Genomic DNA, 26,345 nt, shown 5'->3' with positions numbered 1-26,345 from the left:
AACTCCAAATGGCGAAGCGGACTTTTAAGAGACAACCTTCGCCATTCTATTATGTCTGTTTTTGCATAGTGAGCAACTCTTGAAAGGAGTGAACCCAGGGTGTTAACAAGCAGTTTAGTATTAGGTGCAGCCGAGCATAGCGCCGGCCACGTTAATTATGGAGATATCTTCTTCCAACTGATCGTGTTTATTGTCCTCTTGGCATTGCTGAAAAAGTTTGCGTGGGGTCCATTAATGGGCATCATGAAACAGCGCGAAGAGCATATTGCAAGTGAAATCAACGCAGCTGAAGAAAGCCGCGGAGAAGCGAAGAAGCTTTTAGAAGAACAAAGAAATCTTTTAAAAGAAGCCCGTGCAGAAGCACAGAGCTTAATTGAAAGTGCGAAAAAGCAAGGCGATATCCAGCGTGAGGAAATCATCGCAGCGGCCCGACAAGAAGCGGAACGCCAAAAGGATTCTGCCAAGCTTGAAATCGAACAACAGAAAGAAAAAGCTGTTGCCGCTATTCGCGAACAAGTGGCTTCCTTGTCTGTGTTAATTGCTTCTAAAGTAATTGAAAGAGAATTATCTCAAGCGGACCAAGATGCGCTTATTAACGAATATATCAAAGAGGCAGGAGAAGGGCGATGAGCAACCAACTAGTAGCAAAACGCTACGCGTCGGCTCTTTTTCAAATTGCAAAGGAACAGCAGATTCTAAGTACAGTAGAAGAAGAACTTCGTGTAGTCAAGGAAGTTTTACAATACAATCCTGATTTAAAAGCTGTTCTCAAATCTTCGAAGCTTCCTATTGAAAAGAAAAAAGAGATTGTGAAAAACGCTTTTACATCTGTAAATCAATATGTCTTAAATACAGTATTGATCCTAATCGAACGCCATCGTGAAGGTGAAATCGTGGAAGTTGTGAATCAATTCACGGAGTTGACAAATGATGAACTCGGCATTGCCGAAGCGGAAGTGACCAGCATCCGCCCGCTTTCAGACGCGGAGCGTGAAGCTATTTCTGCCACATTTGCAGCTAAGATTGGGAAGAAATCATTACGAATTGAAAATATCGTGGATTCCGATTTGCTCGGAGGCGTTATGCTTCGCATCGGAAACCGTATATATGATGGATCATTACGCGGCAAGTTAAGCCGTTTAGAACGTAAATTGTTATCGTAGATAAGGGGTGAAACTCATGAGCATCAAAGCTGAAGAAATCAGTGCCCTGATAAAGCAGCAGATTGAAAACTATCAGGCAGAAATTCAAGTGACAGATGTTGGTACTGTTATCTCCGTTGGTGACGGTATCGCACGTATCCATGGTCTTGACAATGTCATGGCCGGAGAACTTGTTGAATTTGCAAACGGCGTTATGGGTATGGCACAAAACCTTGAAGAAAATAACGTCGGTATCATTATTCTTGGACCTTTCACTGACATCAAAGAAGGTGACGAGGTTCGCCGTACAGGACGCATCATGGAGGTTCCGGTTGGTGAGGAACTTATTGGACGTGTAGTTAACTCATTAGGACAACCAATCGATGGCATGGGTCCAATCAATGCAAAGAAAACCCGCCCTGTTGAGCAAGTAGCAACTGGCGTTATGGCTCGTAAATCCGTTCATGAGCCGCTGCAAACTGGTATTAAAGCGATTGATGCACTAGTGCCAATCGGACGCGGACAGCGTGAGTTAATCATCGGTGACCGTCAAACAGGTAAAACATCTGTTGCAATCGATACAATCATCAACCAAAAAGGTCAAAACATGATCTGTATCTATGTTGCGATTGGACAAAAAGAATCAACAGTACGTAACGCCGTTGAATCACTTCGTAAAAATGGCGCATTAGAATACACTATCGTTGTTTCTGCATCTGCATCACAGCCTGCTCCAATGCTATTCTTAGCACCATATGCAGGGGTTGCAATGGGTGAAGAATTTATGTTCAACGGTAAGCACGTATTAATCGTATATGATGATTTAACAAAGCAGGCATCTGCATATCGTGAGCTTTCCTTGTTACTTCGCCGTCCTCCAGGCCGTGAAGCATATCCAGGGGATGTATTCTACTTACACTCACGCTTACTAGAGCGCGCTGCAAAATTAAATGATGAGCTTGGCGCTGGTTCCATCACAGCATTGCCATTTATTGAAACACAAGCAGGTGACGTTTCTGCTTATATTCCAACAAACGTTATCTCCATCACTGATGGACAGATTTTCTTACAATCCGACCTTTTCTTCTCTGGCGTACGTCCAGCGATCAACGCAGGTCTTTCCGTTTCCCGTGTAGGGGGTTCTGCGCAAATCAAGGCAATGAAGAAGGTTGCCGGTACATTGCGTCTTGACCTTGCATCCTACCGTGAATTAGAAGCATTTGCTCAGTTCGGTTCTGACCTTGATAAGGCAACTCAAGCAAAGCTTAACCGTGGTGCGCGTACAGTTGAGGTTCTAAAGCAGGATCTTAACAAGCCGCTATCTGTTGAAAAGCAAGTTATGATTCTTTATGCATTAACTCGCGGTTTCCTTGACGATATTCCAGTACAGGATATTCGCCGTTTTGAAGGAGAATTCCATAGCTGGTTAGACCACAACCGTAAAGATCTGTTAGACCAAATCACGACTACGAAGGATCTTCCGAAAGACGATGATATGGCTAAAGCAATCAACGACTTCAAAAAGACGTTTGCTGCTTCTGAGCAATAAGGTCTAGCAATTTGAACGGCGGCGATGGTTTTTAGACCCGGTGTCTTTAGCCATCGCCTGACATTCTTTGAATGAGGGTGGTGAGAACCTAATGGCTTCATTACGCGATATAAAAACGCGGATTAATTCGACGAAAAAGACAAGTCAAATTACAAAGGCAATGGAAATGACTTCTGCTGCGAAGTGGAATCGCGGTGTTATGAACGCGAAATCATTCGTGCCTTATATGGAAAAAATCCAGGAAGTTACTGCATCGATTGCTCTTGGTGCAGGCGGAGTGAGTCATCCGATGCTGACCCATCGTCCTGTAAAAAAGACAGGCTACATCGTGATAACATCCGACCGCGGTCTTGCTGGTGCTTTTAACAGTAACGTAATCCGCCGCGTCCATCAAACAATCAAAAGCCGTCATACATCCAATGACGAATTTGCGATTATTGCGATTGGACGAGTGGGGCGTGACTTTTTTGTGAAGCGGGGTTACAACGTTGTCCTTGATATCGTCGGGGTTAACGACCAGCCAAGCTTCCAGGACATTAAAGACATTGCAAGCACAACTGTCGGCATGTTCTCTGACGGAACATTCGATGAATTATATGTTTATTACAGCCACTATATCAGTGCAATTTCACAGGAAGTAACTGAGAAGAAACTGCTTCCATTAACGGATATTACAACTTCTCATAAGCTCACTTCCTATGAGTTCGAACCAAGTGCAGAAGAGATCTTAGAAGTTCTTCTTCCACAATACGCCGAAAGCTTGATTTATGGCGCGCTGTTAGACAGTAAAGCAAGTGAGCATGCTGCTCGGATGACGGCAATGCGTAATGCAACCGACAATGCGGGCGAGTTGATCCGAAGCCTGACATTAAGCTTCAACCGTGCCCGCCAAGCGGCGATCACGCAGGAAATCACGGAAATCGTCGGCGGTGCCGCAGCGTTAGAATAGTAAGTATTTGGTGTTTAGCGCCAATTTGATAGTTTTTGCAAAGAGTAAGTTAGGAGGGAAAAATGATGAGCAAAGGACATGTTCTTCAGGTTATGGGTCCGGTTGTTGACGTTAAGTTCGAAAATGGTCATCTTCCTGAGATCTATAATGCGCTTAAAGTCGTGAGAAAAGCGCAAAACGCATCTGAAGTAGATATTAACCTAACCCTTGAAGTAGCCCTTCATTTAGGTGATGATACAGTTCGTACAATCGCGATGGCATCTACTGATGGTGTAACCCGCGGTTTAGAAGTAGAAGATACTGGTAAGCCAATTTCCGTACCAGTTGGAGAGCCGACACTTGGCCGCGTATTTAACGTACTAGGTGAAGCAATCGACTTAAAAGAGGAAATTCCAGCAAGTGCACGTCGTGATTCCATTCACCGCGAAGCACCAACATACGAAAATCTTTCAACTGAGGTTGAAATTCTTGAAACTGGTATTAAGGTAGTTGACCTTCTTGCTCCATATATTAAGGGTGGTAAGATCGGTCTATTCGGTGGTGCCGGTGTAGGTAAAACCGTATTAATCCAGGAATTAATCAATAACATCGCGCAAGAGCACAGCGGTATTTCTGTATTCGCAGGTGTAGGTGAGCGTACTCGTGAGGGTAACGACCTTTACCACGAAATGACAGATTCCGGCGTTATCAAGCAAACAGCGATGGTATTCGGACAAATGAACGAGCCGCCAGGAGCACGTATGCGTGTTGCCTTGACTGGTTTGACAATGGCTGAATATTTCCGTGATGAGCAAGGACAAGACGTGTTATTGTTCATCGATAACATCTTCCGTTTCACACAAGCAGGTTCTGAGGTTTCCGCGCTACTTGGCCGTATGCCATCTGCCGTTGGTTACCAGCCGACACTTGCAACTGAAATGGGTAAATTGCAAGAACGTATTACTTCTACTAATAAAGGTTCTGTTACATCAATCCAAGCGATTTACGTACCAGCCGATGACTATACTGACCCGGCTCCGGCGACAACTTTCGCTCACTTAGATGCAACAACAAACCTTGAGCGTAAGCTTTCTGAAATGGGTATCTACCCTGCGGTGGACCCTCTTGCTTCTACTTCTCGTGCATTATCACCTGATATTGTTGGTGAAGAGCATTACAATGTTGCTCGTCAAGTACAGCAAACATTACAAAAATATCGTGAATTACAGGATATCATCGCGATCCTTGGTATGGACGAACTTTCTGATGATGATAAGTTAGTCGTTGCCCGTGCGCGTCGTATCCAGTTCTTCTTATCACAAAACTTCCACGTTGCTGAACAGTTCACTGGTCAGCCAGGTTCATATGTACCTGTTAAAGAAACAGTTAAAGGATTCAAAGAAATCCTTGAAGGTAAATATGACCATCTTCCAGAAGATGCATTCCGTCTTGTCGGCCGCATTGAAGAAGTGGTTGAGGCCGCAAAACGCATGGGCGTAGAGGTCTAACCTTTCAGGGAGGGGTAAAATATGAAGACGATTAAAGTCAGTGTTGTAACTCCCGATGGTCCGGTTTATGAATCAGATGTGGAAATGGTGAGTACAAAAGCAAAAAGCGGCGAGCTAGGCATTTTGCCAGGCCACATTCCATTGGTGGCACCACTAGAAATCGGTGCTGTCCGTTTGAAATTGGCTGGCGGCAAACAAGAGCAAATCGCAGTCAGCGGCGGCTTTTTAGAAGTCCGTCCTGAACAGGTAACCGTTCTTGCCCAGGCTGCTGAAAAAGCATCAGATATCGATGTGGAACGTGCGCAGCGTGCAAAAGAACGTGCTGAACAGCGTCTCCAGCAGGCGCAGCAGGAGCATGTCGACTTCAAACGTGCTGAGCTGGCATTGCGCCGCGCGGTCAACCGTTTGAATGTGTCGGATAACCGATAATCTATAATACGGGTTGTATAATACGGTTCTCGTACTTATATGTAAATACAATGAATCCAACCCCTTTGGCCGGCCATAGACGCCGGTCGGAGGGGTTTTTATTTTTGTTGGGGTTACGGATTGAGGCATGGGGACGGTTCTTATGCATCAAAAGAATATGTTGAGTTTTGTGAAGAGGAAAGTAAATGGCTTGAACTGGAAAGTAAACTGCTATAAATGGAAAGTAAATAGGCCAATCAAGAAAGTAAGTACATAAAAAGTGAAAGTAAATGCTCAAATTCGGAAAGTATTGTCAATTGACTGGAAATTACCTGCTATAAAAGTCTGCTTTCCAACCTAAAATGAATGAATTTTGATTTTTGGAATATGAATGTAGGGAGCGGGGAGTACAAACTGCGAAGTCTGGCCTAATTTTTATGTGAAAAACCAATCAAACAGTAATTTTTTAAAAAGGTTTGGGCTAAAAATGACAAACCTCACTGACACGGGCGGGATTTTGGTTTTAAATAGGGGTAGTTGTCGAATTAGGAGGCATTGTGGGGTAATCGGAGGACTAAAGACCCGAAAAATTATGTAATAAAATACCTTTTTGAGGGGCAGTTTTTTAACAGCCTTAATTTGGAAATTGAGTTTGTGAATAGATTTCCAAATTAAAGGATTGGCTTGTCGACATGGGTTTGTAACAATGCTATAATGAATTCGGTTACAATCATATTAATGAAAATTCACAACATTGGAGGGGATAGGCATGGAACTTTTGAATGTATATCAGAATAATTATCTGATAGTTTTCGTGTTCCTATGTCTCGGGGTGTTGCTGCCGGTGGTGGCATTATATTTAGGTAAGCTTTTGCGTCCGCACAAACCTAGCGAAGCAAAGTTGACCACATACGAGAGCGGTGTTGAGCCATTTCACGATTCCCGTGTACAGTTCAATGTCCGCTATTATATTTTTGCCCTAATGTTTGTTATTTTTGATGTGGAAACGGTGTTTTTATATCCATGGGCGGTTGCCTATGATAAGCTAGGCGTTTTCGCATTGATCGAAATGTTAATTTTCGTATTCTTACTATTATTAGGCCTAGTGTATGCTTGGAAAAAGAAGGTGCTACGATGGATCTAAAACTAGATGGCGTTACCGATTTGGAGATGCAGGAGTTAAAACAGAATGTGTTTATGACTTCGCTGGAGCAAGTGAAGGCCTGGGCGCGAAGCAGTTCGCTGTACCCGGTGACATTTGGTCTGGCTTGTTGTGCGATAGAAATGATGGGTGTGGGTGCGGCTCACTACGACTTGGACCGGTTTGGATCGTTTTTCCGTCCATCACCGCGTCAGTCTGACTGTATGATCGTTTCTGGGACAGTTACGAAAAAGATGGCGCCGATTTTACGCCGTTTGTATGACCAGATGCCAGAGCCAAAATGGGTAATCGCGATGGGTTCCTGTGCAACCGCTGGCGGACCGTACATAAAATCGTATTCCGTCGTCAAGGGTGTTGACCAGATTGTGCCGGTTGACGTGTATATCCCAGGCTGCCCGCCAAACCCAGCTGCCTTAATTTATGGAATCAATAAATTGAAGGAAAAAATTCGTTATGAAGCGAAGACTGGGAAGAAGGTGACCTGATAAATGAGCGGGGAAAAAGATCTCGAACAATTAAAGCGAGAGGCCGTGGCAAAGGCAAAGGCCGAAGCGGCAGCGAAACGAGCAGCCCGTGCAGCCGGGGAAGCTCCAGGTCAGAAGCCGGCTGAGTCAGCTGCTCCAAAGCAAGAAGCTGAGCCGAAGCCTGTTGAACCGGAAAAGGCACCTGTTGCATCAGGAGCAGGCGACGCTGACGATTTAGCGAAGAAAAAAGCCGCAGCAGCTGCGAAAGCGAAAGCCGCAGCGTTAGCGAAAAAGAAACGCGAAGGGATTGCGGATGAAGAGCCAGCAGCAGAGGCCGCAGGAGCCGCAGACGCAGGAGCGGGCGACGCTGATGACCTAGCGAAGAAAAAAGCCGCAGCTGTAGCGAAAGCAAAAGCAGCCGCAGCAGCAAAACGGAAAGCGATGGAGCTAGCCGGTAATGCAGACCAGGCCGCAGAACCTGCTGCAGCACCAGAAGCACCGGCAGCAGCAGACGCAGGAGCAGGCGGGGACGCCGATGACCTGGCGAAGAAAAAGGCCGCAGCTGTAGCGAAAGCAAAAGCAGCCGCAGCAGCGAAACGGAAAGCAATGGAGCTAGCGGGTGGCGCGGACGAAGGCGCAGAACCTGCGGCAGAAGCAGGCGGAGACGACGCCAAAGCGAAAGCCGCGGCAGCAGCAAAAGCGAAGGCAGCCGCAGCAGCGAAGGCCAAAGCAGCAGCCGCAGCAAAAGCAAAACGCGAAGGCGGAGCAGAAGATGCACCAGCGGGTGATGATGAAAAAGCAAAAGCTATCGCCGCCGCGAAAGCGAAGGCAGCCGCAGTAGCTGCAGCAAAGGCCAAAGCAGCCGCAGCAAAAGGCGGGGCAGCCGGAGCAGGAGCTACAGAACCAGCAGCTGAAGCAAAACCATCACCGAACCAGCCGTACCTAGACAAGTACGTGAAGGTAATCGAAGAAAACATGGGTTCAGATGTTTTAGAAGATTTTTATATTAATAAACTATCTAAGGATGTTCCTACCCTTGTGGTGAAGCGGGAAGCCTACTTTAAGCTTGCACAATTTTTAAAATATAATGAGCTGTTAGGCTTCGACTATTTATCAGAGCTGCACGGAACTGACTTTGAAACACATATGGAAATTTATGTTCACTTATACTCATACAAAAACCGTCAATCCGTCGCCTTCAAGGTGAAGATTGACCGGAATGAGCCGATCATCGAATCCTTACAGCCAGTTTGGGCGGGCGCTGACTGGCCTGAGTGTGAAGCATACGACTTACTTGGCATCAAGTTTACCGGGCATCCAAACCTGCACCGGATTATGCTTGGCGAAGAATGGGTTGGCTATCCACTGAGAAAAGACTATGAGCCGTATGATGTGGAGGTGTAACCAGTGATCAAAACAGAAGAAATGATGCTTAACGTAGGTCCTCAGCATCCAAGTACGCACGGCGTATTCCGGCTTGTCGTTAAACTGGACGGGGAAATCATTACCGAAGCACAGCCTGTCATCGGTTACCTGCACCGCGGGACTGAGAAATTGGCTGAGAACCTGCAATATACACAAATTATTCCGTACACAGACCGGATGGACTACCTGTCGGCGATGACCAACAACTACGTGCTCTGTCACGCAGTAGAAACGATGATGGGCATCGAGATTCCGGAACGGGCGGATTTCCTGCGCGTGATTGCGATGGAATTGGGCCGGGTGGCGAGTCACCTGGTTTGGTGGGGTACATACCTGCTTGACCTTGGGGCAACATCCCCGTTCATCTATGCATTCCGCGAGCGGGAAATGATCATAAATATGCTGAACGAGCTTTCAGGCGGACGATTGACGTTTAACTACATGCGTGTCGGCGGCGTCAAGTGGGATTCGCCGGAGGGCTGGATTCAAAAAGTAAAAGAATTTATTCCGTATATGCGCGAACAGCTTGCCGGCTACCACGACCTAGTAACCGGGAATGAGATTTTCTTAAACCGGGTAAAAGGAATTGGCAAGTATTCGAAGGAAGACGCGCTGCAATACAGCTTGAGCGGTGTTAACCTGCGCTGTACCGGCGTGAAATGGGATCTGCGCAAAGACGAGCCGTATTCCATCTACAACCGCTTCGACTTTGATGTTCCGGTTCAGGAAACCGGTGATGCCTGGGCGCGTTACCAGTGCCGTCTGGCGGAAATCGAAGAATCGTTGAAAATTTTAGAACAGGCTGCTGAGCAGTTCCCTGAGGAAGGCGAAATCCTCGCGAAGGTGCCGAAAATCATCAAGGCGCCAAAAGGGGAAGCTTTTGTCAGAATTGAATCGCCACGCGGGGAAATTGGATGCTATATTTACAGCGACGGGAAGAAAGAACCGTACCGCTTAAAATTTAGAAGACCATCTTTCTATAACTTGCAAATTCTTCCGAAGCTATTAAAGGGAGAAAACATTGCAAACATGATTGCCATTTTAGGGGCAATTGACATTGTCCTTGGAGAGGTGGATGGCTAATGATACAGGATCTGCTGCAATCAAGTCCTGGTTGGTTTAACTTTTTCTTCTTCTTTATCTTTGGAGCTGTCTTACTACTAGTTGTATTAGGGTTTGTTACGTACTCTATCCTGGCGGAACGGAAGGTTATGGGTTACATTCAACTCCGTCACGGTCCGAACCAGCTCGGCGGACGCTTTGGACTATTGCAAACCGTTGCCGACGTTTTAAAGCTTTTATTAAAAGAAGATATCATCCCGAAACTGGCAGACCGCCCAATGTTTATTTTGGCACCGGTCATCGCCTTCGCACCATCGTTCATGGTACTGGCAACGATTCCGTTTACAGACCGTTTTCAGTTCGCTGACCTTGGCGTTGGGCTGCTGTACTATGTGGCCGTATCCGGATTGACGGTTTTCGGAATTCTGCTTGGGGGCTGGGCTTCCAACAACAAATACTCCCTGCTTGGGGGAGCGCGGGCAACAGCGCAGATGATTTCATATGAAATTCCGCTTGTTATGTCCGTTCTTGGTGTTATTTTATTATCGGGCAGCTTGAACCTAAATGATATCGTTCATGCCCAAAAGCACGGCTGGTTCATTTTACTGCAGCCAATCGGGTTTATCGTGTTTTTAATCGCATCGACTGCGGAGCTGTCCAGGACACCGTTTGACCTTCCGGAATCAGAGTCCGAGCTTGTTGCTGGTTATCATACCGAGTACACCGGTTTCCGCTGGGCATTCTTCATGCTGGCAGAATATGTGTATTTGTTCGCAATGACGGCCTTAATTACCGTATTATTCTTTGGCGGCTGGATGGCCCCATTCGGATTCCTTGACTTTATCCCGGGAGCCGTTTGGTTCGCGTTGAAGTTCTGTGTGATCTTGTTCCTCTATCTGTGGTTCCGAAGCACATTCCCACGGATGCGCGCCGATAAACTTATGGAATTCGCTTGGAAAATCTTAATGCCAGTGGCATTAGCAAACATTATGCTGACGGCCATCATCAAATCGTTATTTTTTTAAAAAAATAAATGGGTGTCAGGCACCGCATATGGGCACCACATATTAATAGAAGTGAAAATTTTTAAAAGGGGTGAAAAACGTGCTTGGATTAGCTAAAGGCTTGAAGTATACCCTGAAGCAGTTGTCTCGTGAGAAGGTTACTTATGATTATCCAAATGAGCCGCTGCCGCTTCCGGACCGGTTCCGCGGGATTCAGAAGTTTTATCCTGAAAAATGTATCGTCTGTAACCAGTGTGCTAACATTTGCCCGACGGATTGCATTCAGTTAACGGGTAAGAAGCATCCGGACCCAACGAAAAAAGGGAAAATCATCGACACATATGATATTAACTTTGAAATCTGTATCCTGTGCGACCTTTGTACAGAGGTCTGCCCGACAGAGGCGATCGTTATGACGAATAACTTTGAGCTGGCAGAATATAGCCGGGACATGTTATTTAAGAACCTTGAATATTTGGATGAGAACGACGAAAACGTACGGCAGGTGAATAAAGCATGACATTAACAGGCGAGTTTTTCGCATTTATGGCCCTTGCGCTTGTGGCGATTATCGGCGGCGTGCTTTTACTGAACCTGAACAAAGTCGTACACATGGTCGTGGCCTTAATCTTCACATTCGTGGCCATTGCCGGAATCTACATTCTGCTCAATGCCGAATTCGTGGCAGCGGTGCAGATACTGATCTATTCCGGTGCGATTACGATCATCATGCTGTTCGGGATCATGTTAACGAAGCCGTACGATGATGAGGGTGATAGTGGCTCTCATGGCAGCAAGTGGAGAAAAATCTTGCTATTCCTAGGTGTTGTGGGCTTTGCCTTTGCCGTTTACGTCGGCATTTACAATTTCCCAATCGAGCAGGTTCCTTCAACCCTGCACGAGAACAACACGCTGGAAGTTGGTAAAGCATTATACAGCAAATATATTATTCCATTTGAATTTGTATCTGTTTTACTATTAGCATCTCTGATCGGCGCGATTATTCTAGCTAAACGAGAGGATAAGGAGGGGGATAGCAAATGAGTTCAGTCCCCGCTTCAGCGTTCCTGGCACTAGCACTCATTTTATTTTGCATCGGCTTGTACGGTGCTCTTACAAAAAGAAATACCGTGATCGTGTTGATTTCCATTGAATTGATGCTGAATGCTGTGAACATCAACCTCGTCACCTTCAGCAAATACGGCTTGAGCCCGTCCATCACCGGACAGGTTTTCGCGTTGTTTGCCATGGCCGTTGCTGCTGCCGAAGCAGCCGTAGGTCTGGCTATCCTAATGTCGCTTTACCGTAACAGGAAAACGGTCAATATTGACGAAATGGACCAAATGAAACACTAAAAGGTGGCAGATGGGCCCGGTCAGGCGGGCATTGCCACTGTAACAATAGTGCACAGCACACTAAGGGTGTCAGGCTCCGTGTGTGGACATTTGTCCGCCCACGGTAGACACGACGCCAATTTCGACTAATTCCGGGTGGGGCATTCAACCACCCAGACAAAGGATGATAATGATGGAAAATGCATGGCTTATACCGCTTTTCCCGCTATTATCGTTTTTGATCCTTCTTCTCATCGGTAAGCGGCTGAGGGAGGCGAGTGCGTATGTGGGGATTCTGCTTACGCTGGCATCGCTTGTTTTCTCAATTCTCGTGTTATTCGAGCGCTTTTCAGAGCCAACCTATATCAACAAGTTTGACTGGCTCACGATAGGAGATCTGCATCTAACAGCGGGCTTTGAAGTGAATCAATTAAATGCATTAATGCTGTTTATCGTATCGCTTGTCAGCTTTCTTGTACATACCTACTCCAAAGGGTACATGCATGGGGATGAGCGCTTTCCAGTGTTCTATGCATACTTAGGATTATTTACGTTTGCGATGCTCGGTCTCGTCATTTCGCCGAACCTGCTCCAAACTTATATCTTCTGGGAACTTGTCGGTGTCGGTTCGTTCCTATTAATCGGTTTTTATTTTTACAAAGAAGAAGCGAAGGCGGCCGCTAAGAAAGCCTTCATCATGACTCGTATCGGGGATGTGGGTCTGTTTATCGGGATGATTCTTCTTTTCTGGCAAACAAAAAGCTTTGAATACAGCGAAATTTTCCAGGCGGTGGAAGGCGGCGCTGTATCACAGACGATGATTACCTTGATAGCCATCTTAATCTTTATCGGAGCGGTTGGTAAATCTGGTCAGTTCCCGCTTCACACCTGGCTTCCGGACGCGATGGAAGGTCCGACACCAGTTTCGGCGTTAATCCACGCCGCCACAATGGTTGCCGCCGGTGTGTACTTGGTTGCTGCGCTTTTCCCGCTTTTCGAGGCGAGCCAAACAGCGCTGTTGACTGTAGCAACTATCGGTGCATTTACGGCCATTTTCGCCGCAAGCATCGGCCTTGTGCAAACGGATATTAAACGTGTTCTTGCGTACTCGACGGTTTCACAGCTTGGCTACATGATGCTGGCGCTCGGTTCTGCCGGTTATGTGGCCGGTGTGTTCCACCTAATGACACACGCATTTTTCAAAGCATTGCTATTCTTGGCAGCCGGTTCCGTAATCCATGCGGTTCACACTCAGAATATCGAGGAAATGGGCGGCCTTTGGAAAAAATTAAAATTTACTGGTCCGTTATTCTTAATCGGAACACTCGCAATCAGCGGGGTACCGGGACTATCCGGTTTCTTCAGTAAAGATGAAATTCTAGTCGCTGCATGGGAAGGCGGCCATCCGGTGCTATTCCTATTAGCGTTAATCGCGGCTTTCTTTACCGCATTCTATATGTTCCGCCTGTTCTTCCTGGTGTTCACTGGCGAAGCACGCGGCGAACAAAAACATGTTCACGAGTCACCATCCGTAATGACTCTGCCAATGCTTGTCCTTGGCGTTTTAGCTATCATCGGCGGTTACGTGAACACACCATGGTTCGGTTCGTTCCTTGGCGACTGGCTTGTTGACGGCAACGAAGCACTCGGACACAGCCATATCGAAGGTCCAGCATGGATCATGATTGCTGCCACCGTCGTTTCCTTGCTGGGAATCTTCTTGGCATGGTTAATGTACAGCAAGCGGAGTGTAGCCCGCGACTGGCTCAGCGGCGCAGGCGGCACACTGCATACGATTTTACTGAACAAATATTATGTGGACGAATTCTATCAATTAATCGTCGTTAATTTTGTTAAAGGCTTCAGCTACTTCCTGCGCTTCATTGACGTGTTCTTAGTTGAAGGTATCGTCAAAGGCGTGGCCGGGTTCGTGCAAGGGCTTGGCAGAACAGGCTCGAAAATGCAGAATGGACAGGTGCAAACCTACGGAGCAGTGGCCTTTATCGGACTCGCAGTATTAGCGGTCATCTTTGCATTAACAGGGGGGTACTTGAAATGAATTTATCTTGGGTTCTGACAACACTAGTATTCTCCCCTTTACTAGGTATTGTCGTGTTAGCTTTTATGCCTAAATCGCAGGAAAAAGCGATCAAATTCGTCGGCTTCCTGGCAACACTGCCGGCACTAGCTTTAGCGCTTGCTGCGTACGCTCACTATCTTGCCGGAAAAAAATTATCGGATTTCACATTTGGACATGAATGGATTCAATTCCGCGGTATGAGCGGCGATGCGCCAATTTTTTCAGTGTATTATGAGCTTGGCTTAAGCGGCTTTCAACTGCTGCTCGTCGTGTTAACCGCGGTTGTGGCAACACTTGCGGCCATTGCAGCACGGTTTGTGAAAAAAGAATGGAAAGGCTACTTCATGCTGTTCCTTCTTTTAGAAGTCGGCATGCTCGGCGTGTTCACAGCGGAAAACTTAATCCTGTTCTTCATCTTTTTCGAGATTACGCTTATCCCTACTTTCTTCCTGATTGGAAAATGGGGTTATTTTGAAAAAGAAAAAGCAGCTTACAGCTTCTTAATCTATAACGGATTAGGTTCAGCGGTTCTGCTCATCGTGATCATGATTCTTTTTGCCAAAACAGGCACGACCAACATCGACCTGTTGACAAAAATCATGGCCGACCCAAGTGCGCCGCTGTCAGATGACTTAAAACTAGGTTTATTGATTTCTTTATTAATTGCGTTCGGTGTCAAATTACCGATTTTCCCACTGCACAGCTGGATGTTGAAAGTTCACGTGCAGGCACCGCCTTCCGTAGTTATGATTCACTCTGGAATTCTACTAAAAATCGGTGCGTACGGTTTAATCCGCTTTGGGATGGGAATTTTTCCAAAGCAATTCGAAACGCTTGCGACTTTGATTGCGATTCTTGGCGTGATCAACCTGCTTTATGGAGCGTTCCTGGCGTTTATTCAATCCGACTTTAAAATGGTTTTGGCATACTCATCGATTTCCCATATGGGTATCGTGTTAATCGGACTGGCGGCCATGAATGAGGCCGGCGTCCAAGGTGCGATTTTCCAAGTGGTATCGCATGGTTTGATTTCAGCTTTATTGTTCTTCTTAGTGGGAGTTTTATACGAGCGGACCGATACGTCGCTCATCGAAAACCTCGGCGGTATAGCAAAGGGCATGCCGATTGCAGCTGGCTTCTTGTTGGCGGGCGCGATGGCTTCGCTTGGTTTGCCGGGCATGTCGGGATTCGTCAGCGAATTCATGGCCTTCCTTGGCTTGTTCAAGGAACTTCCATGGGTGGCCGCAGTCGGAACGATCGGCATCATCATGACCGCAGCGTACTTGCTTCGTGCTGTCCTTGGCATGACGTTTGGTAAGGCGCACCGCGAGTTCATCGGCTTTGTCGATTTGAAGGGCGTGGAATTCGTGCCAGTTGTGGTTTTGACTGCGTTAATTGTGTTAATTGGTGTTTACCCAAGTGTTCTAAGCTCACCGCTTCAAGCCACACTTGAGACTATCTTGCTTGGGTTAGGAGGGTGATGAAGGATGAGTTTTGAGCAATTTCAATCGTTAAACTGGAGCATCATGACACCGGAATTCATCATCCTTGCTGTGATTGCAATCTTGGTGATTATGGATCTGTTTATGCCAAAACATATGGACCGGAAAATCCTTGGCTGGATCGGCATTGCGGCCATCCTTGCGGCGATGGTTTCGGTCTTCGGAATGGCCGGCGGTCACGTCGAGTCAATCCTGCATGACACGTTCCGCCTTGACAGCTTTGCGATCGCGTTTAAGCTGCTAATTCTAGGCGGCGGGGCGCTGGTATTGTTCTTGGCGACCAGCTACAAAGCGACTGATGGCTTGGAAAGATATACGGGCGAGTTTTATTACCTATTATTATCGGCGTTATTAGGCGCCATGGTGATGACCTCAAGCGGCGATTTAATCACGCTTTATATCGGCCTTGAGCTGTTATCGATTCCGTCTTATATTTTGGCGGGGATTCAGAAGGACCGGTTAAGCTCCAACGAGTCCGCCATGAAATACGTCATCAACGGCGGCATTTCTTCCGCGATCGCTTTGTTCGGGATGAGCTATGTGTACGGATTAACTGGTTCGACGAACTTGCTGGAAATTGCGGGCCAGCTGTCGATGCTAATGGACGGGCAGCAGGCGTACTTGCTTGGCTTATCGTTCTTGATGATTTTGGTTGGTTTATCGTTTAAATTGGCGGCTGCTCCATACCACATGTGGGCACCAGACGTGTACCAAGGTGCGCCAACGCCGGTTACATCGTTCTTGAGCGTTGTTTCGAAAACAGCCGGTTTTGTGATTGTTGTGCGGATTTTGTTAACAGTATTTGGTTCCGCGGCAACAAATGGCCCTGGTTCGATTCCAATTTTGTTGGATATGCAAAATTACCTTGCGGTGATTGCAGCGGCTACGATGATTATCGGTAACGTTGTGGCATTGCGGCAGTCTGATATTAAGCGGATGTTCGCGTACTCCAGTATCGCGCACGCAGGATATCTGCTAGTTGCAGTGACAACTTTAACATCTAATATGTTCTATTCTATCTGGTTCTATTTGCTGGCGTACTTGTTCATGAACATGGGCGCATTCGCAGTGATTCAGGTGGTGTCGGAAAAAACAGGCTCCACGAAGATTGCGGACTTTGCCGGCTTGTACCGCCGCTCACCGTGGCTGGCTGTGACAATGGGAATTCTGTTGATTTCCTTGGCTGGTTTTCCGGGTACTGCGGGTTTCATCGGTAAGTTAAACATTTTTGTGGGCGCCTTTGCCGGTCAGCCGCATTACGTGTTGGCTTCGGTGATGATTGCGACCACGGTCGTGTCCTACTTCTATTATTTCGGCGTCATGACGCAAATCTTCTTCCGTCCGGCTCCGGCTGGATCTGAAGGCGAGGGTGAGGGCAATGGCAATGGCAGCAAATTCAACATGCCGTTCGGAATTGTGGTTGTATTGATTGTGGCAGTGGTTGGTTCGGTGTTGTTCGGTATCATGCCAAACATCGCGCTTGACTTTATGCATAATAACCTGGATATTGTTCAGGATTTCTTTAGTTAAAAATTACCTAAGCCAGGCTGATCGCCTGGCTTTTTTTATGTTTAGAAAGGGGGGTGGCGAGTAAAATCTAGATTTGGGCGAGTAAAAGTCAAAAGTTGGCGAGTAAATCCTATCTTTTGACGAGTAAAACCTCATATTCAGCGAGTAAATTTTAAAAAGGTATTATTAAGATATCATATGCTACCTGAGTCAGGCCTCGCCGCCTGGCTTTTTGGGTGAATTCCCCCTGAAAAATAAGATTGGAAAGTAAATCAGGTATTCTCGTAAGTATTTAGCTAAAAAGTGTAAGTAAAATTATGTATGTGGAAAGTATTTCTCCCCAATTGGAAAGTAAGCTCACCAAATCGGAAAGTATATCCAAATAAATGGTAATACCCCCAAAAAGGGCAATTGAAAAGTTACCTGATTTTGATGGTTCAGTCGCTCTAGATGGGGGTTGGCGAGTAAAATCTAGATTTGGGCGAGTAAATCGTAAAAGTTGGCGAGTAAATTTTAATTTTCGGCGAGTAAACTTGGTAAAGTGACGAGTAAATGGAAAAAGGTAATGGTAATCTAAGAAGTAACTAATCTGAAGTAAAACAATCAATTTTCCACCACCACAACAAAAAAATCAAATTAAATCCCGTATCAAACCAAAGATACATAATACTAATCCGATCAAAGTTAAAAAAGAAAAGATAATGAGTTCTTTTATTTCCTTTTTTCTCAATAACCCTGATGTTTCCCAAATGAAAATGACGACAAAAACGAGGGCGATGATAAGGGTCCTTAGCATGGTTATGTCCCCTTTTGGAATTATTTAGTTACACCGGTTCTTTTTATAATAGAATTCGTGTGGATGGTGACCGCCAATCTCGGAAATTCTTGTTCCCAGTTCTTTTGATAGCTGGTTTTCCATTGTTTCGGGTATTTCCTGTAGACCGCTTGCCCGAATCCTAAAATGTCTGACTGATACTCTTTTTGGACCTTATCAACCGTCATTTGAATACGTCCGTCAATTTCTTTATCCACTTTGTTTTGCAAATCCTTGATTACTTTTGTATCAAATATATTCAACTGCGAATCATTTTCTATTAAATTCAATCTAGTGGAGACAGTTAAGTTCATTTGTAAATGACCATTTTTTAGTTTTGGTTCCAACTTTGTATCTGTTTTGAGGATTTCCATACTGATATTTCCTCCGCCTTGCTCCTTCGGTATTTTAATGGAAACAATCCCTGATTCTATTTCATTCTTGAGCCATAAAAGACCCCGGGTTTCCAATTGATCCATCCAGCCGATTAGCTTGTCCCCTTTAAACACGGCCGTTCCCTTGATGCTTTGGACGTGCTCTGATTTATTTTTCGGTTTTACCTCCAATGCCTCTAATGTAAACAGTGGTGCGTATGGCTCCAATCCATCTGTAAGAAGCATATTGAGAAAATCTCGTATATAAACTTTCAGCCCAATGTTCAGCTTGTTAAGTTCTTTTATTTCTTCGGCGGAAATATTCTCAAACTTTGGCATGCTATTGATGACTTTAGATGCTTCGCCTTTTGTAAACATAATAAAACTGTTGATCCGCGTTTTATTGTATCTTGTATGGAAATTGATAACCGGGGTAACGCCATTTTTTGCATAATCCTCGCCAATTAACAGAACCCGGCTTTGGGAAAAGAAAATCCGTCTTGGAAGCTTGCCTTGAATATTTCGGAATGCTTCAGAAATCGTGACACCGGTATCGGAAATAACCAATGAACCTTTGCCGCTTTCTCCGCCGCTTCCTGTTGTCGATCCCAGCTTCGATGGAATGGCTACTTGAAGGGAGAGATGAACCTTATCGTCTTCCACTAGGTCTAATCCAATTGCCGTTACGATGGCAATATCATTAATTTCAATACGGTTCCAGCAGCCTGTCAGAAACACGGTTATGACCAATAGGAAAAACAGCCTCATCACGTTCATTCGTATCCCTGCCCTTTTTTAAAAAAACAAACTAGTATTTACGAGGTTTATAATTCATCCTCTTTAAATTGCTTTTTCCTGTTTCATGCGGCCGTTCATTCATTTTCCACCATGGAACGCGAATGATGATATCTTTCATATTATTAAAATGAAACGGTGCGAGCGGTGAAAGATAGGGGACACCGAACGAGCGAAGCTGCACAAGGTGAACCAAGATAAAGAAAACGCCGAGAAGAATTCCATAAAATCCAAGCGTCCCAGCCATAAAAATCATAAAAAAGCGAAGAAGCCGGATGGCCCCTGTCAATGGATAACTAGGAAACATAAAAGATGCAATCCCGGTTGTGGCTACAACAATGACTAACGGAGCGGAAACAATTCCCGCCTCAACTGATGCTTGGCCAATGACCAACGCTCCGACAATACTGACTGTCGATCCGATGGGTCTTGGCAATCGCAGCCCGGCCTCACGCAGCGCCTCGAAGGTGATTTCCATCAATAAGGCTTCCACAACCGCCGGAAAAGGTACCTTATCCCTTGAGGCGGCGACACTGAACAAGAGATTGGTAGGCAGCAATTCTTGGTGAAACGTGGTCACGGCAATATAAATAGAAGGAAATAATAAAGCAATTAATAAAAATAAGTATCGTATTAAGCGAATAAACGTTGTCATGATAAACCTTCCATAATAATCCTCCGGAGAGTTCATCATTTGAAAAAAAGTGACCGGAACTATGAGGGCAAACGGGCTGTTGTCCACAATAATGCCGATTCTTCCCTCCAACAGGTTGCCAGCAAGCCGGTCGGGCCGTTCCGTTTGCAAAACCTGGGGAAACACGGAGAACGGTTCATCCTCAATAAACTCAACAATATAACTGCTGTCCTCAATCGCATCAATCTCAATCCTGTTTAATCGGCTGCGAACCTCCTCCACAATGGAGGCATCTGCGATTCCTTCAAGATAGACGATCACCACATTCGTTTGCGAGAGATTTCCTAACTTCATATATTCTAATTTCAGTTTCGTTGTTTTTAAACGTCTGCGAATCATGCTGGCATTCGTCCGGATATTTTCCGTAAACCCTTCGCGCGGGCCCAACACAACCGCTTCAGAAACAGGTTCATCAATCGAGCGCTGCTCCCATTTCTGTTCGCTGATAACAAGCACTTTTTTAAACGTATTAATTAAGACAATGGTGCCGCCTGCCAAGAGTTGGTCCACGATTGTTTGGAACGTTTCTACCTGAACCACTTGAGATGCATTCAGAACGCCCTTAAATTGGTCAAGGGCCGGCTCAGGATGCTGGAGCAGTTCTTCGTTTCGGCTGATCAAAGGCTGGATGACATTCAGTTCCATTCTTTCCATATCAACCAATCCATTCAGGTATAAAACAACGGCTGAATAGTTAGAACCAATTTGCAGCTCTCGATAACTAAAATCAGCAGCCCCTTCAAAAAGCTGTTTAAACCGATGAAGGTCTTCCTCGAGATTTCCTGATAATGGATTATTTTCACTTTGCTCCTGAAGAAAAGCTGGTAATTTTTTTTGTCGCTTGAAAAATCGCAAAGGCGGCACCACCTATTTGGACCCTAGTTTTTTACGAATGAAGGCCATACATAAAAACAGAATCGGCAAGATAATTTGCAAAACGGTATGGACATATGGGACATAAAACTTAAATCCAAATTCTAAATGTTCAACATAACTTGACGCGGTTATCGACGATAAAGGGACAATGATGGTACCAAGTCCCAGCACGACAGAACGGGTTTGTTTTAATTTAAACAAATGAGAAGTGGCAATAGCTGCCGCTAATATGAAACCACCAACCTTAAAAAATACGCCAGATACCATCATTAAAATAACAAGTGCATCAAATCGCTCGAGGAAATCAGCGACAGAAACCATCTGCGTCGCAGAGAGCAGTGAAAAAAGGTCGACGTTGTAAATTTCCGGTCCCAAAATGGCAATCAACATAATGGCATTAATCGTTAACAGGGCGCCTCCTATAAAAAGGAAGGACATGCCAATCTTTCGAACCTGCCCCTTGTTGGTCAAAAACGGGAAAAACAACAGGACGACAATGGTTTCGCCGAATGGAAAGTTGATTGAGGCAGGGACTGCTTTTTTTAAAACCGGTGTTACACCATTTCCAAGTATGGGAGTGAGGTTTTTTAAACTAAATTGGTCAACACTAAACAAAAGAATCCAAATTAGAATGAGAGAAAATAAGTAAATTGGAAAGACGATTTCGGCCATGCGGCCAAACGTTTCCACTCCGCCCCGCAGACAATACACCATCAGTGCCATAAAGCTTCCGATGATCACAACCAACGGGGTTTCACTTAATATGGTCGAGTCAATCAATTCCCCCAATTCCCTGCTCCCTCTGGCAGCCGAATAGGTAAAATGGAAAATATACAACAGGATGATTGGATAGGAAAGAAACTTCCCGAGCAGCCTAGGAAGCATCTGGGCCAGCGAATCACCCGGATAATAGGAAGCCAATTGAGTATAGACGGCCATTAAAATCAAACTGGAAGACATACCGATTAGAATAAAAATCCACGAATCCTGTTTTGCTTCATGGCCAAGCCCTAAAATCATCGCAGTCCCTAATACAAACCCAGTCATCAAGTAAAAAAGCTGGAGCGGGCTGATTTTTTCAACTTTCATCCTTATCACCCTTAAAAGGAAAAGCCCATTTGGAAATTAATTCACGCATGTTTACTATTTTCCATTATGTGGTTTCTTATGCATGGGGGAGGGGGACATTTGAATGGGATACGGGGACGGCTCTCGTGTCTCAACGGCGAAAAAAAGATGCACGAGAACCGTCCCCATGCTTCATGCGCACAAAAAAGAGGCCTAAGCCTCTTTTTTAGGATGGTAGATGGTAGTGGGTGAATGAATCTTAAGCTTTTTTAGTTGATTGCAGCGGGTCTGGTTTAAGATGTTTGTCTCGGAGCTTTTCCTCTGTAGGCTGTTGTTCCATTTCACGGCCAAGCTTCTTCACTTCGGAATAGTCTTGGGCCATTGAGCTATTGTTTGCTTTCTTTAAGGTGTCGTGGTCCTCTTTTAACGGCGACTCTTTCTCCATGCTCGATCCGTATTCACGAAATTTATTGCTTGAGCCCGGGTATGGCGGTTCTTCTGCAATAAACTCATCTTCCTTGCGATTCCGCCCATCTACTCCAACTAATGGAGGGTGATCAAGCCCGGCATCCTCATGTAAATAGTTCCGGTCATTTCGATTATCATAGCGCTTCTCAACTAATACTAAAATTTTTCCTGCTTTAATCGAGTTTTCATAGTGCTCTGCCTCGTCGTCGGGAATCCCCATTCCGACAAGCGCGCCAGCCAAGCCGCCAATGCCAGCACCGGCAACGGCTCCCATAAGCCCGGCCGCAATTGGTCCAGCTGCGATAAAGGGACCAACGCCAGGTATAGCTAGGGCGCCAGCTCCCGCCAGTAACCCGGGGATTCCGCCAAGGGCGCTGCCGACAGCCGCTCCGGCCGCTGCCGTTTCTTCTATCGCAGTACCTGTGTCTACGGAAACCTGTTCAACGTTTTTTCCAATCATAGAGATTTCATTCTTGTGGTAGCCTTGATCTAATAGTCGGTCAATCGCATTAATCGCTTCCTGTTCCGTGTCATATACACCAACCACATTCTTCATATGCTTGTCCATTTCATTTCCTCCTCTATTTTTAATAGATTACTAGATGCCATGCTTACATTAGTCCGACAGCTTGTCCTTGACTTCTCCGTATCCTTCCTTTACTTTTCCTTTCGCCTTGTCGACCTTACCTTCTACGACCTTGGACTCGTCATCGGTTAAAAGGCCCCATTGTTCTTTTAGTTCACCTTTCACCTGATCAACATTGCCTGTTACTTTTTCTTTATTCATGGTTTATAGCCTCCTTTAATTTGTTTGTTACCCTATTGTGTTTACAGCGAAACCTTTTTTAGAAAAACTTTAATTTTGACTTTTTTCCTTCATTTCCTGCTCAACATCTTTCATCGCTTCTTTAATATTATCTTTTGCCTCTTGCATGGTGCCTTTGGCGCTGGCTTTTGTATCGTTATCAATCTGATCCTTTTGTTTGCCATCGCTAAGACCATTATCCTGGTCGACACCGTCGCCGCAGCCGGCCAACCCGCCAAATGTCAATAACGCAGCCATTCCGGCAACAGCTAAATTCTTGCGATTCAACATCATTCTATTCCCTCCCAAAAATTTTTAACGAACCAAATTAGCTTGACGCCTCCGGGTTCGTTTGCCGTGCACTATCTATATTCCCGGCGAAAAAAGGGATGAAACATTTTTTTGAAAAAACTTTTCCGCTAGAAAAAGAGGTTTCAATTTTTCCAAACGGGGTTAAATACGTATCAGAGCACGACAAACAAAAAGGAGAGATGAATATGAACGTAAACGACATGTTGGCCGAGTGGTACATATACACGGATCGGCTGCCGATCTTGATCCTCGCACTACTTCTATTAATAGTAGGCTGGCTGGTGGCCAAAAAAATGGGGAAAGTGACGGAAGCCGCCCTCAAGAAAACAAGCTTCGATGACAAGCTTTATTCAGGCTACGGAAGTCGAAAGTATTCTTCAGAAAAAATCATTGGAAAAATTGTTTACTACCTATTACTGGTGTTTGTCTGGATTATCTTCTTTAATATGTTGAACTTAAGTTATATTGCGTCGCCGCTGGTCCATATGCTGTCGTCGATTACCGGCGCGATTCCCAACGTATTAAAAGCGGCGTTAATCCTATTGTTTGCCTGGATCGTCGCGACCGTCCTGCGCAAGGCATTTGAAAAAGGGGCGACGGCGCTTCATTTGCCAGACAGGTTAGCCAAATGGAAGCTGGCCAAAACCGAAATCGATGGCCGCGAAAAAGTGGCGAAAATCGCCAAAGCGCTGTTCTATTTCGTCCTGTTGCTGTTCTTGCCAGGGGTGCTCGGCGCCTTGCAAATCGAAGGCGTATCAGAGCCGGTCGCTGGAATTCTGACAACCTTCCTATCATTTATTCCGAAGCTGTTTGCGGCCGCGTTAATTGTGTTCATCGGCTGGCTGCTGGCGAAATTGGTCCGTGATATTTTAACGAATTTATTAAAAAGCATTGGCAGTGAAAAGCTTGGCGAACGGTTCGGAATGAAGGGAAGCCTGGACCTTGCTGGGATCGTCGGAAATATTGCGTTTATCTTAATCTTAATTCCTACCATTATTACCGCCCTGGAAAAGTTGGACCTGCAAGGGGTATCGGCTCCGGCGATTGCGATGCTGGAAAAAGTGGTGGCATTGATTCCAAATATCGCGGTCGCGGTAGTGCTCATCTTGGCGGGAATCTGGCTTGGCAAGTGGCTCGAAAAGCTGGTTGCGCAAATGCTGTGGCGTCTGCGGTTTGATGGTTTGCTGCACCAACTGGGCATTGGTGGTGCTGTTGGTCCTGAGTCAGCTAAGTACAGCCTGTCCCAGCTTGTGGGGATGCTTGTGAAAATCGTGATTGTCCTGTTATTTACCGTGGAAGCATTACAAATAGTCGGCTTAGACTTCTTAGTGACCCTTGCGTCGGCGGTGCTGGCTTACCTGCCTATGTTGTTCGCAGCCCTTGTGATTCTGGGGGTTGGCTTGTACGTCGGGAACTTGGTTGAACGCATTATTAGGAATGTGGTCAAGAAAAGCTATGCCCGTACGCTAGCGGTGGTTGCTAAGTATGCCATTTTTGCAGTTAGTGTGTTTATGACGCTCGACCAGCTTGGCGTCGCTCATTCCATTGTCAATGCTGCGTTTATCCTCCTCTTAGGCGGCTTGGCCCTGGCGTTCGGCCTGTCATTTGGTCTTGGCGGTAAAGACTTTGCAGCGAAATATTTACGCAAGCTTGATAACAAACTGGACCAAGGAGGAAACAACCATTAATGGAAGATTACAATCCGGAATCGATCCGCCGATTTCGGATTGTTATTTTTTTAAAAAAAGGAGGGAAGTCGTCAATGCTGATCTTTAAATTAGTGACAATCGCGGTTTTGATAATCCTGACGGGATTTTTTGTGGCGGTGGAGTTTGCGATTGTCAAGGTACGGCCGTCGCGGCTTGATGAATTAGTGCTCGCCGGGAAGAAGGGGGCGGTGCCGGCAAAGCAGGTCGTTACCAAGCTCGATGAATACCTCTCGGCCTGTCAGCTCGGCATCACTGTTACCGCGCTCGGGCTCGGGTGGTTAGGGGAGCCGACCGTTGAAAAATTGCTGCATCCGTTGTTTAGCGTCTTGCATTTAAATGAATCTGTTTCGCATTTTCTAGCCTTTGTGCTAGCCTTCGTTTTGGTGACCTTTCTGCATGTCGTGGTCGGGGAACTGGCGCCAAAGACCGTGGCAATCCAAAAAGCGGAGGCGATTACACTGCTGTTCGCCCGGCCGATGATCTGGTTCAATAAACTCATGCATCCATTTATTTGGGCATTGAATAGCTCGGCACGTGCGCTCGTCGGTTTGTTTGGCTTTAAGCCGGCAACGGAACAGGAACTGGCCCACTCAGAGGAAGAGCTGCGCCTGCTGCTGGCGGAAAGCTTGGAGCAGGGGGAGATTAACCAGAATGAGTACCAATATGTCAGCAATATTTTTGAATTTGATGAACGGACGGCCAAGGAAATTATGGTACCGCGGGTGGATATGAGCTGCATCACCGTCGATGAGCCTGTTTCGAAGGTGCTCCGAAAGTTGAAGGAGGAGGGGTACACCCGCTATCCCGTTGTCGAAGGGGATAAGGATCATATTATCGGTGTGCTTAACGTAAAAAGGTTTTTAACAGCGAGATTGATGAATAAAGGTATCTATGAAAATTGGAAAATTAAATCGTACATCCAGCCGGTGATTACGGTGTTGGAGACGATACCGATTCATGATTTGCTGGTCAAAATGCAGATGGAACGAATTCATATGGCGATTTTACACGATGAATATGGCGGCACCTCGGGGCTGGTGACGGTAGAGGACATCATCGAGGAAATTGTCGGCGAAGTGCGGGATGAATTTGATGCCGATGAAGTCGCTGACATTCGGCGGGTAGAGGAAAACCACTATTTAATAGATGCCAAAGTTCCAATCGACGTGGTCAATCACCTTCTCGACACAAGTTTAGCAGCCGAAGACGTCCACACCATCGGCGGCTGGTTCCTCACCCAACACAACGCCCCCCAACTCGGAACCGGCGCCACCCTCGAAACCCAAGGCTGGCTCTTCAAAATCAATGAAGCAAACGGATCCCACATAATGTATCTGGATGTCCAAAAGTGAG

At 45.9% G+C, this 26,345-nt stretch carries 25 protein-coding genes; 19 read left to right on the top strand and 6 right to left on the bottom strand.

Annotated elements, in window-relative coordinates; all coding sequences use genetic code 11:
* Window positions 1-99: 99 nt before the first annotated feature.
* The 17 genes from ACZ5B7_RS29415 to nuoN all read left to right on the top strand — a co-directional run bounded on the left by ACZ5B7_RS29415 (window position 100) and on the right by nuoN (window position 17,098).
* Window positions 100-630: a F0F1 ATP synthase subunit B gene (locus ACZ5B7_RS29415; protein ID WP_423800111.1), complete on the top strand. Its 531-nt coding sequence runs from the start codon at window positions 100-102 to the stop codon at window positions 628-630.
* Complete coding sequence (locus tag ACZ5B7_RS29410) at window positions 627-1,163, top strand: F0F1 ATP synthase subunit delta (protein ID WP_213117136.1); 537 nt, start codon at window positions 627-629, stop codon at window positions 1,161-1,163. Before ACZ5B7_RS29415 ends, ACZ5B7_RS29410 begins: the two co-directional genes overlap by 4 nt.
* A gap of 16 nt (window positions 1,164-1,179) precedes the next feature.
* Window positions 1,180-2,691 carry a F0F1 ATP synthase subunit alpha gene (gene atpA, locus ACZ5B7_RS29405; protein WP_213147977.1) on the top strand — a complete coding sequence of 504 codons (1,512 nt, stop codon included), beginning with the start codon at window positions 1,180-1,182 and terminating at the stop codon, window positions 2,689-2,691.
* A 91-nt stretch (window positions 2,692-2,782) separates the two neighbouring features.
* Window positions 2,783-3,640 carry an ATP synthase F1 subunit gamma gene (atpG, locus tag ACZ5B7_RS29400; RefSeq protein ID WP_213147978.1) on the top strand — a complete coding sequence of 286 codons (858 nt, stop codon included), beginning with the start codon at window positions 2,783-2,785 and terminating at the stop codon, window positions 3,638-3,640.
* A gap of 65 nt (window positions 3,641-3,705) precedes the next feature.
* Window positions 3,706-5,127 carry a F0F1 ATP synthase subunit beta gene (gene atpD / locus ACZ5B7_RS29395; protein ID WP_213148114.1) on the top strand — a complete coding sequence of 474 codons (1,422 nt, stop codon included), beginning with the start codon at window positions 3,706-3,708 and terminating at the stop codon, window positions 5,125-5,127.
* 21 nt (window positions 5,128-5,148) lie between these two features.
* Window positions 5,149-5,556, top strand: coding sequence for a F0F1 ATP synthase subunit epsilon (locus ACZ5B7_RS29390; protein WP_464492077.1), 408 nt, complete (start codon window positions 5,149-5,151; stop codon window positions 5,554-5,556).
* A gap of 748 nt (window positions 5,557-6,304) precedes the next feature.
* Window positions 6,305-6,679 carry an NADH-quinone oxidoreductase subunit A gene (locus ACZ5B7_RS29385; protein ID WP_213117141.1) on the top strand — a complete coding sequence of 125 codons (375 nt, stop codon included), beginning with the start codon at window positions 6,305-6,307 and terminating at the stop codon, window positions 6,677-6,679.
* Window positions 6,670-7,182, top strand: a complete 513-nt coding sequence (locus ACZ5B7_RS29380; RefSeq protein WP_213117142.1) for a NuoB/complex I 20 kDa subunit family protein — start codon at window positions 6,670-6,672, stop codon at window positions 7,180-7,182. Before ACZ5B7_RS29385 ends, ACZ5B7_RS29380 begins: the two co-directional genes overlap by 10 nt.
* A 3-nt stretch (window positions 7,183-7,185) precedes the next feature.
* Window positions 7,186-8,565, top strand: coding sequence for an NADH-quinone oxidoreductase subunit C (locus ACZ5B7_RS29375; RefSeq protein WP_464492076.1), 1,380 nt, complete (start codon window positions 7,186-7,188; stop codon window positions 8,563-8,565).
* Between the two features lie 3 nt (window positions 8,566-8,568).
* Window positions 8,569-9,669, top strand: a complete 1,101-nt coding sequence (locus tag ACZ5B7_RS29370) for an NADH-quinone oxidoreductase subunit D (RefSeq protein ID WP_464492075.1) — start codon at window positions 8,569-8,571, stop codon at window positions 9,667-9,669.
* Complete coding sequence (gene nuoH, locus ACZ5B7_RS29365; protein WP_423800107.1) at window positions 9,669-10,673, top strand: NADH-quinone oxidoreductase subunit NuoH; 1,005 nt, start codon at window positions 9,669-9,671, stop codon at window positions 10,671-10,673. The genes ACZ5B7_RS29370 and nuoH overlap by 1 nt, the downstream gene beginning before the upstream one ends.
* Before the next feature lie 79 nt (window positions 10,674-10,752).
* Window positions 10,753-11,172 carry an NADH-quinone oxidoreductase subunit NuoI gene (gene nuoI, locus ACZ5B7_RS29360; protein ID WP_213147983.1) on the top strand — a complete coding sequence of 140 codons (420 nt, stop codon included), beginning with the start codon at window positions 10,753-10,755 and terminating at the stop codon, window positions 11,170-11,172.
* A complete protein-coding gene (locus ACZ5B7_RS29355; protein WP_213147984.1) occupies window positions 11,169-11,696 on the top strand; it encodes an NADH-quinone oxidoreductase subunit J in 528 nt (175 codons plus the stop codon). Before nuoI ends, ACZ5B7_RS29355 begins: the two co-directional genes overlap by 4 nt.
* Window positions 11,693-12,007, top strand: a complete 315-nt coding sequence (nuoK, locus tag ACZ5B7_RS29350; protein WP_213147985.1) for an NADH-quinone oxidoreductase subunit NuoK — start codon at window positions 11,693-11,695, stop codon at window positions 12,005-12,007. Before ACZ5B7_RS29355 ends, nuoK begins: the two co-directional genes overlap by 4 nt.
* 169 nt (window positions 12,008-12,176) lie before the next feature.
* The gene (gene nuoL, locus ACZ5B7_RS29345) at window positions 12,177-14,045 is read left to right on the top strand and encodes an NADH-quinone oxidoreductase subunit L (RefSeq protein ID WP_464492074.1); all 1,869 of its coding nucleotides are present in this window, start codon (window positions 12,177-12,179) and stop codon (window positions 14,043-14,045) included.
* Window positions 14,042-15,547, top strand: a complete 1,506-nt coding sequence (locus tag ACZ5B7_RS29340; RefSeq protein WP_464492073.1) for an NADH-quinone oxidoreductase subunit M — start codon at window positions 14,042-14,044, stop codon at window positions 15,545-15,547. Before nuoL ends, ACZ5B7_RS29340 begins: the two co-directional genes overlap by 4 nt.
* A 6-nt stretch (window positions 15,548-15,553) precedes the next feature.
* Window positions 15,554-17,098, top strand: coding sequence for an NADH-quinone oxidoreductase subunit NuoN (gene nuoN / locus ACZ5B7_RS29335; RefSeq protein WP_464492072.1), 1,545 nt, complete (start codon window positions 15,554-15,556; stop codon window positions 17,096-17,098).
* A gap of 795 nt (window positions 17,099-17,893) precedes the next feature.
* Here the strand turns inward: nuoN and ACZ5B7_RS29330 are convergent.
* The 6 genes from ACZ5B7_RS29330 to ACZ5B7_RS29305 form a co-directional block, all read right to left on the bottom strand.
* On the bottom strand, window positions 17,894-19,042 hold the full coding sequence (locus ACZ5B7_RS29330; protein WP_464492071.1) for a Ger(x)C family spore germination protein: 1,149 nt from the start codon (window positions 19,040-19,042) through the stop codon (window positions 17,894-17,896).
* Window positions 19,043-19,073: 31 nt separating this feature from the next.
* Window positions 19,074-20,609 carry a spore germination protein gene (locus ACZ5B7_RS29325; protein WP_464492070.1) on the bottom strand — a complete coding sequence of 512 codons (1,536 nt, stop codon included), beginning with the start codon at window positions 20,607-20,609 and terminating at the stop codon, window positions 19,074-19,076.
* Window positions 20,610-20,621: 12 nt separating this feature from the next.
* Complete coding sequence (locus ACZ5B7_RS29320) at window positions 20,622-21,719, bottom strand: GerAB/ArcD/ProY family transporter (protein ID WP_464492069.1); 1,098 nt, start codon at window positions 21,717-21,719, stop codon at window positions 20,622-20,624.
* 238 nt (window positions 21,720-21,957) lie between these two features.
* Window positions 21,958-22,734 carry a general stress protein gene (locus ACZ5B7_RS29315; protein ID WP_464492068.1) on the bottom strand — a complete coding sequence of 259 codons (777 nt, stop codon included), beginning with the start codon at window positions 22,732-22,734 and terminating at the stop codon, window positions 21,958-21,960.
* A gap of 48 nt (window positions 22,735-22,782) precedes the next feature.
* Window positions 22,783-22,953, bottom strand: coding sequence for a CsbD family protein (locus ACZ5B7_RS29310; RefSeq protein WP_464492067.1), 171 nt, complete (start codon window positions 22,951-22,953; stop codon window positions 22,783-22,785).
* A gap of 69 nt (window positions 22,954-23,022) precedes the next feature.
* Window positions 23,023-23,265 carry a hypothetical protein gene (locus ACZ5B7_RS29305; protein WP_423800099.1) on the bottom strand — a complete coding sequence of 81 codons (243 nt, stop codon included), beginning with the start codon at window positions 23,263-23,265 and terminating at the stop codon, window positions 23,023-23,025.
* Window positions 23,266-23,468: 203 nt separating this feature from the next.
* Here ACZ5B7_RS29305 and ACZ5B7_RS29300 point away from each other — a divergent pair, with 203 nt between their 5' ends.
* Entirely contained in the window at window positions 23,469-24,971 is a 1,503-nt protein-coding gene (locus ACZ5B7_RS29300; RefSeq protein WP_464494592.1) for a mechanosensitive ion channel, read from the top strand.
* A 74-nt stretch (window positions 24,972-25,045) separates the two neighbouring features.
* Window positions 25,046-26,344: a hemolysin family protein gene (locus tag ACZ5B7_RS29295; RefSeq protein ID WP_464494591.1), complete on the top strand. Its 1,299-nt coding sequence runs from the start codon at window positions 25,046-25,048 to the stop codon at window positions 26,342-26,344.
* Window position 26,345 lies beyond the last annotated feature (1 nt).

The sequence above is a fragment of the Neobacillus sp. S1115 genome, assembly GCF_055385565.1.
This window is presented reverse-complemented; position numbering and strand designations above follow the sequence as displayed.

Excerpts from the sequence above, each read along its gene's own strand:
- ACZ5B7_RS29410 (WP_213117136.1), top strand. The coding sequence starts at position 627 with ATGAGCAACCAACTAGTAGCAAAACGCTACGCGTCGGCTCTTTTTCAA.
- atpA (WP_213147977.1), top strand. The coding sequence starts at position 1,180 with ATGAGCATCAAAGCTGAAGAAATCAGTGCCCTGATAAAGCAGCAGATT.
- atpG (WP_213147978.1), top strand. The coding sequence starts at position 2,783 with ATGGCTTCATTACGCGATATAAAAACGCGGATTAATTCGACGAAAAAG.
- atpD (WP_213148114.1), top strand. The coding sequence starts at position 3,706 with ATGAGCAAAGGACATGTTCTTCAGGTTATGGGTCCGGTTGTTGACGTT.
- ACZ5B7_RS29390 (WP_464492077.1), top strand. The coding sequence starts at position 5,149 with ATGAAGACGATTAAAGTCAGTGTTGTAACTCCCGATGGTCCGGTTTAT.
- ACZ5B7_RS29385 (WP_213117141.1), top strand. The coding sequence starts at position 6,305 with ATGGAACTTTTGAATGTATATCAGAATAATTATCTGATAGTTTTCGTG.
- ACZ5B7_RS29380 (WP_213117142.1), top strand. The coding sequence starts at position 6,670 with ATGGATCTAAAACTAGATGGCGTTACCGATTTGGAGATGCAGGAGTTA.
- ACZ5B7_RS29375 (WP_464492076.1), top strand. The coding sequence starts at position 7,186 with ATGAGCGGGGAAAAAGATCTCGAACAATTAAAGCGAGAGGCCGTGGCA.
- nuoH (WP_423800107.1), top strand. The coding sequence starts at position 9,669 with ATGATACAGGATCTGCTGCAATCAAGTCCTGGTTGGTTTAACTTTTTC.
- ACZ5B7_RS29355 (WP_213147984.1), top strand. The coding sequence starts at position 11,169 with ATGACATTAACAGGCGAGTTTTTCGCATTTATGGCCCTTGCGCTTGTG.
- nuoK (WP_213147985.1), top strand. The coding sequence starts at position 11,693 with ATGAGTTCAGTCCCCGCTTCAGCGTTCCTGGCACTAGCACTCATTTTA.
- nuoL (WP_464492074.1), top strand. The coding sequence starts at position 12,177 with ATGATGGAAAATGCATGGCTTATACCGCTTTTCCCGCTATTATCGTTT.
- ACZ5B7_RS29340 (WP_464492073.1), top strand. The coding sequence starts at position 14,042 with ATGAATTTATCTTGGGTTCTGACAACACTAGTATTCTCCCCTTTACTA.
- nuoN (WP_464492072.1), top strand. The coding sequence starts at position 15,554 with ATGAGTTTTGAGCAATTTCAATCGTTAAACTGGAGCATCATGACACCG.
- ACZ5B7_RS29330 (WP_464492071.1), bottom strand. The coding sequence starts at position 19,042 with ATGAACGTGATGAGGCTGTTTTTCCTATTGGTCATAACCGTGTTTCTG.
- ACZ5B7_RS29320 (WP_464492069.1), bottom strand. The coding sequence starts at position 21,719 with ATGAAAGTTGAAAAAATCAGCCCGCTCCAGCTTTTTTACTTGATGACT.
- ACZ5B7_RS29315 (WP_464492068.1), bottom strand. The coding sequence starts at position 22,734 with ATGGACAAGCATATGAAGAATGTGGTTGGTGTATATGACACGGAACAG.
- ACZ5B7_RS29310 (WP_464492067.1), bottom strand. The coding sequence starts at position 22,953 with ATGAATAAAGAAAAAGTAACAGGCAATGTTGATCAGGTGAAAGGTGAA.
- ACZ5B7_RS29305 (WP_423800099.1), bottom strand. The coding sequence starts at position 23,265 with ATGATGTTGAATCGCAAGAATTTAGCTGTTGCCGGAATGGCTGCGTTA.
- ACZ5B7_RS29300 (WP_464494592.1), top strand. The coding sequence starts at position 23,469 with ATGAACGTAAACGACATGTTGGCCGAGTGGTACATATACACGGATCGG.
- ACZ5B7_RS29295 (WP_464494591.1), top strand. The coding sequence starts at position 25,046 with ATGCTGATCTTTAAATTAGTGACAATCGCGGTTTTGATAATCCTGACG.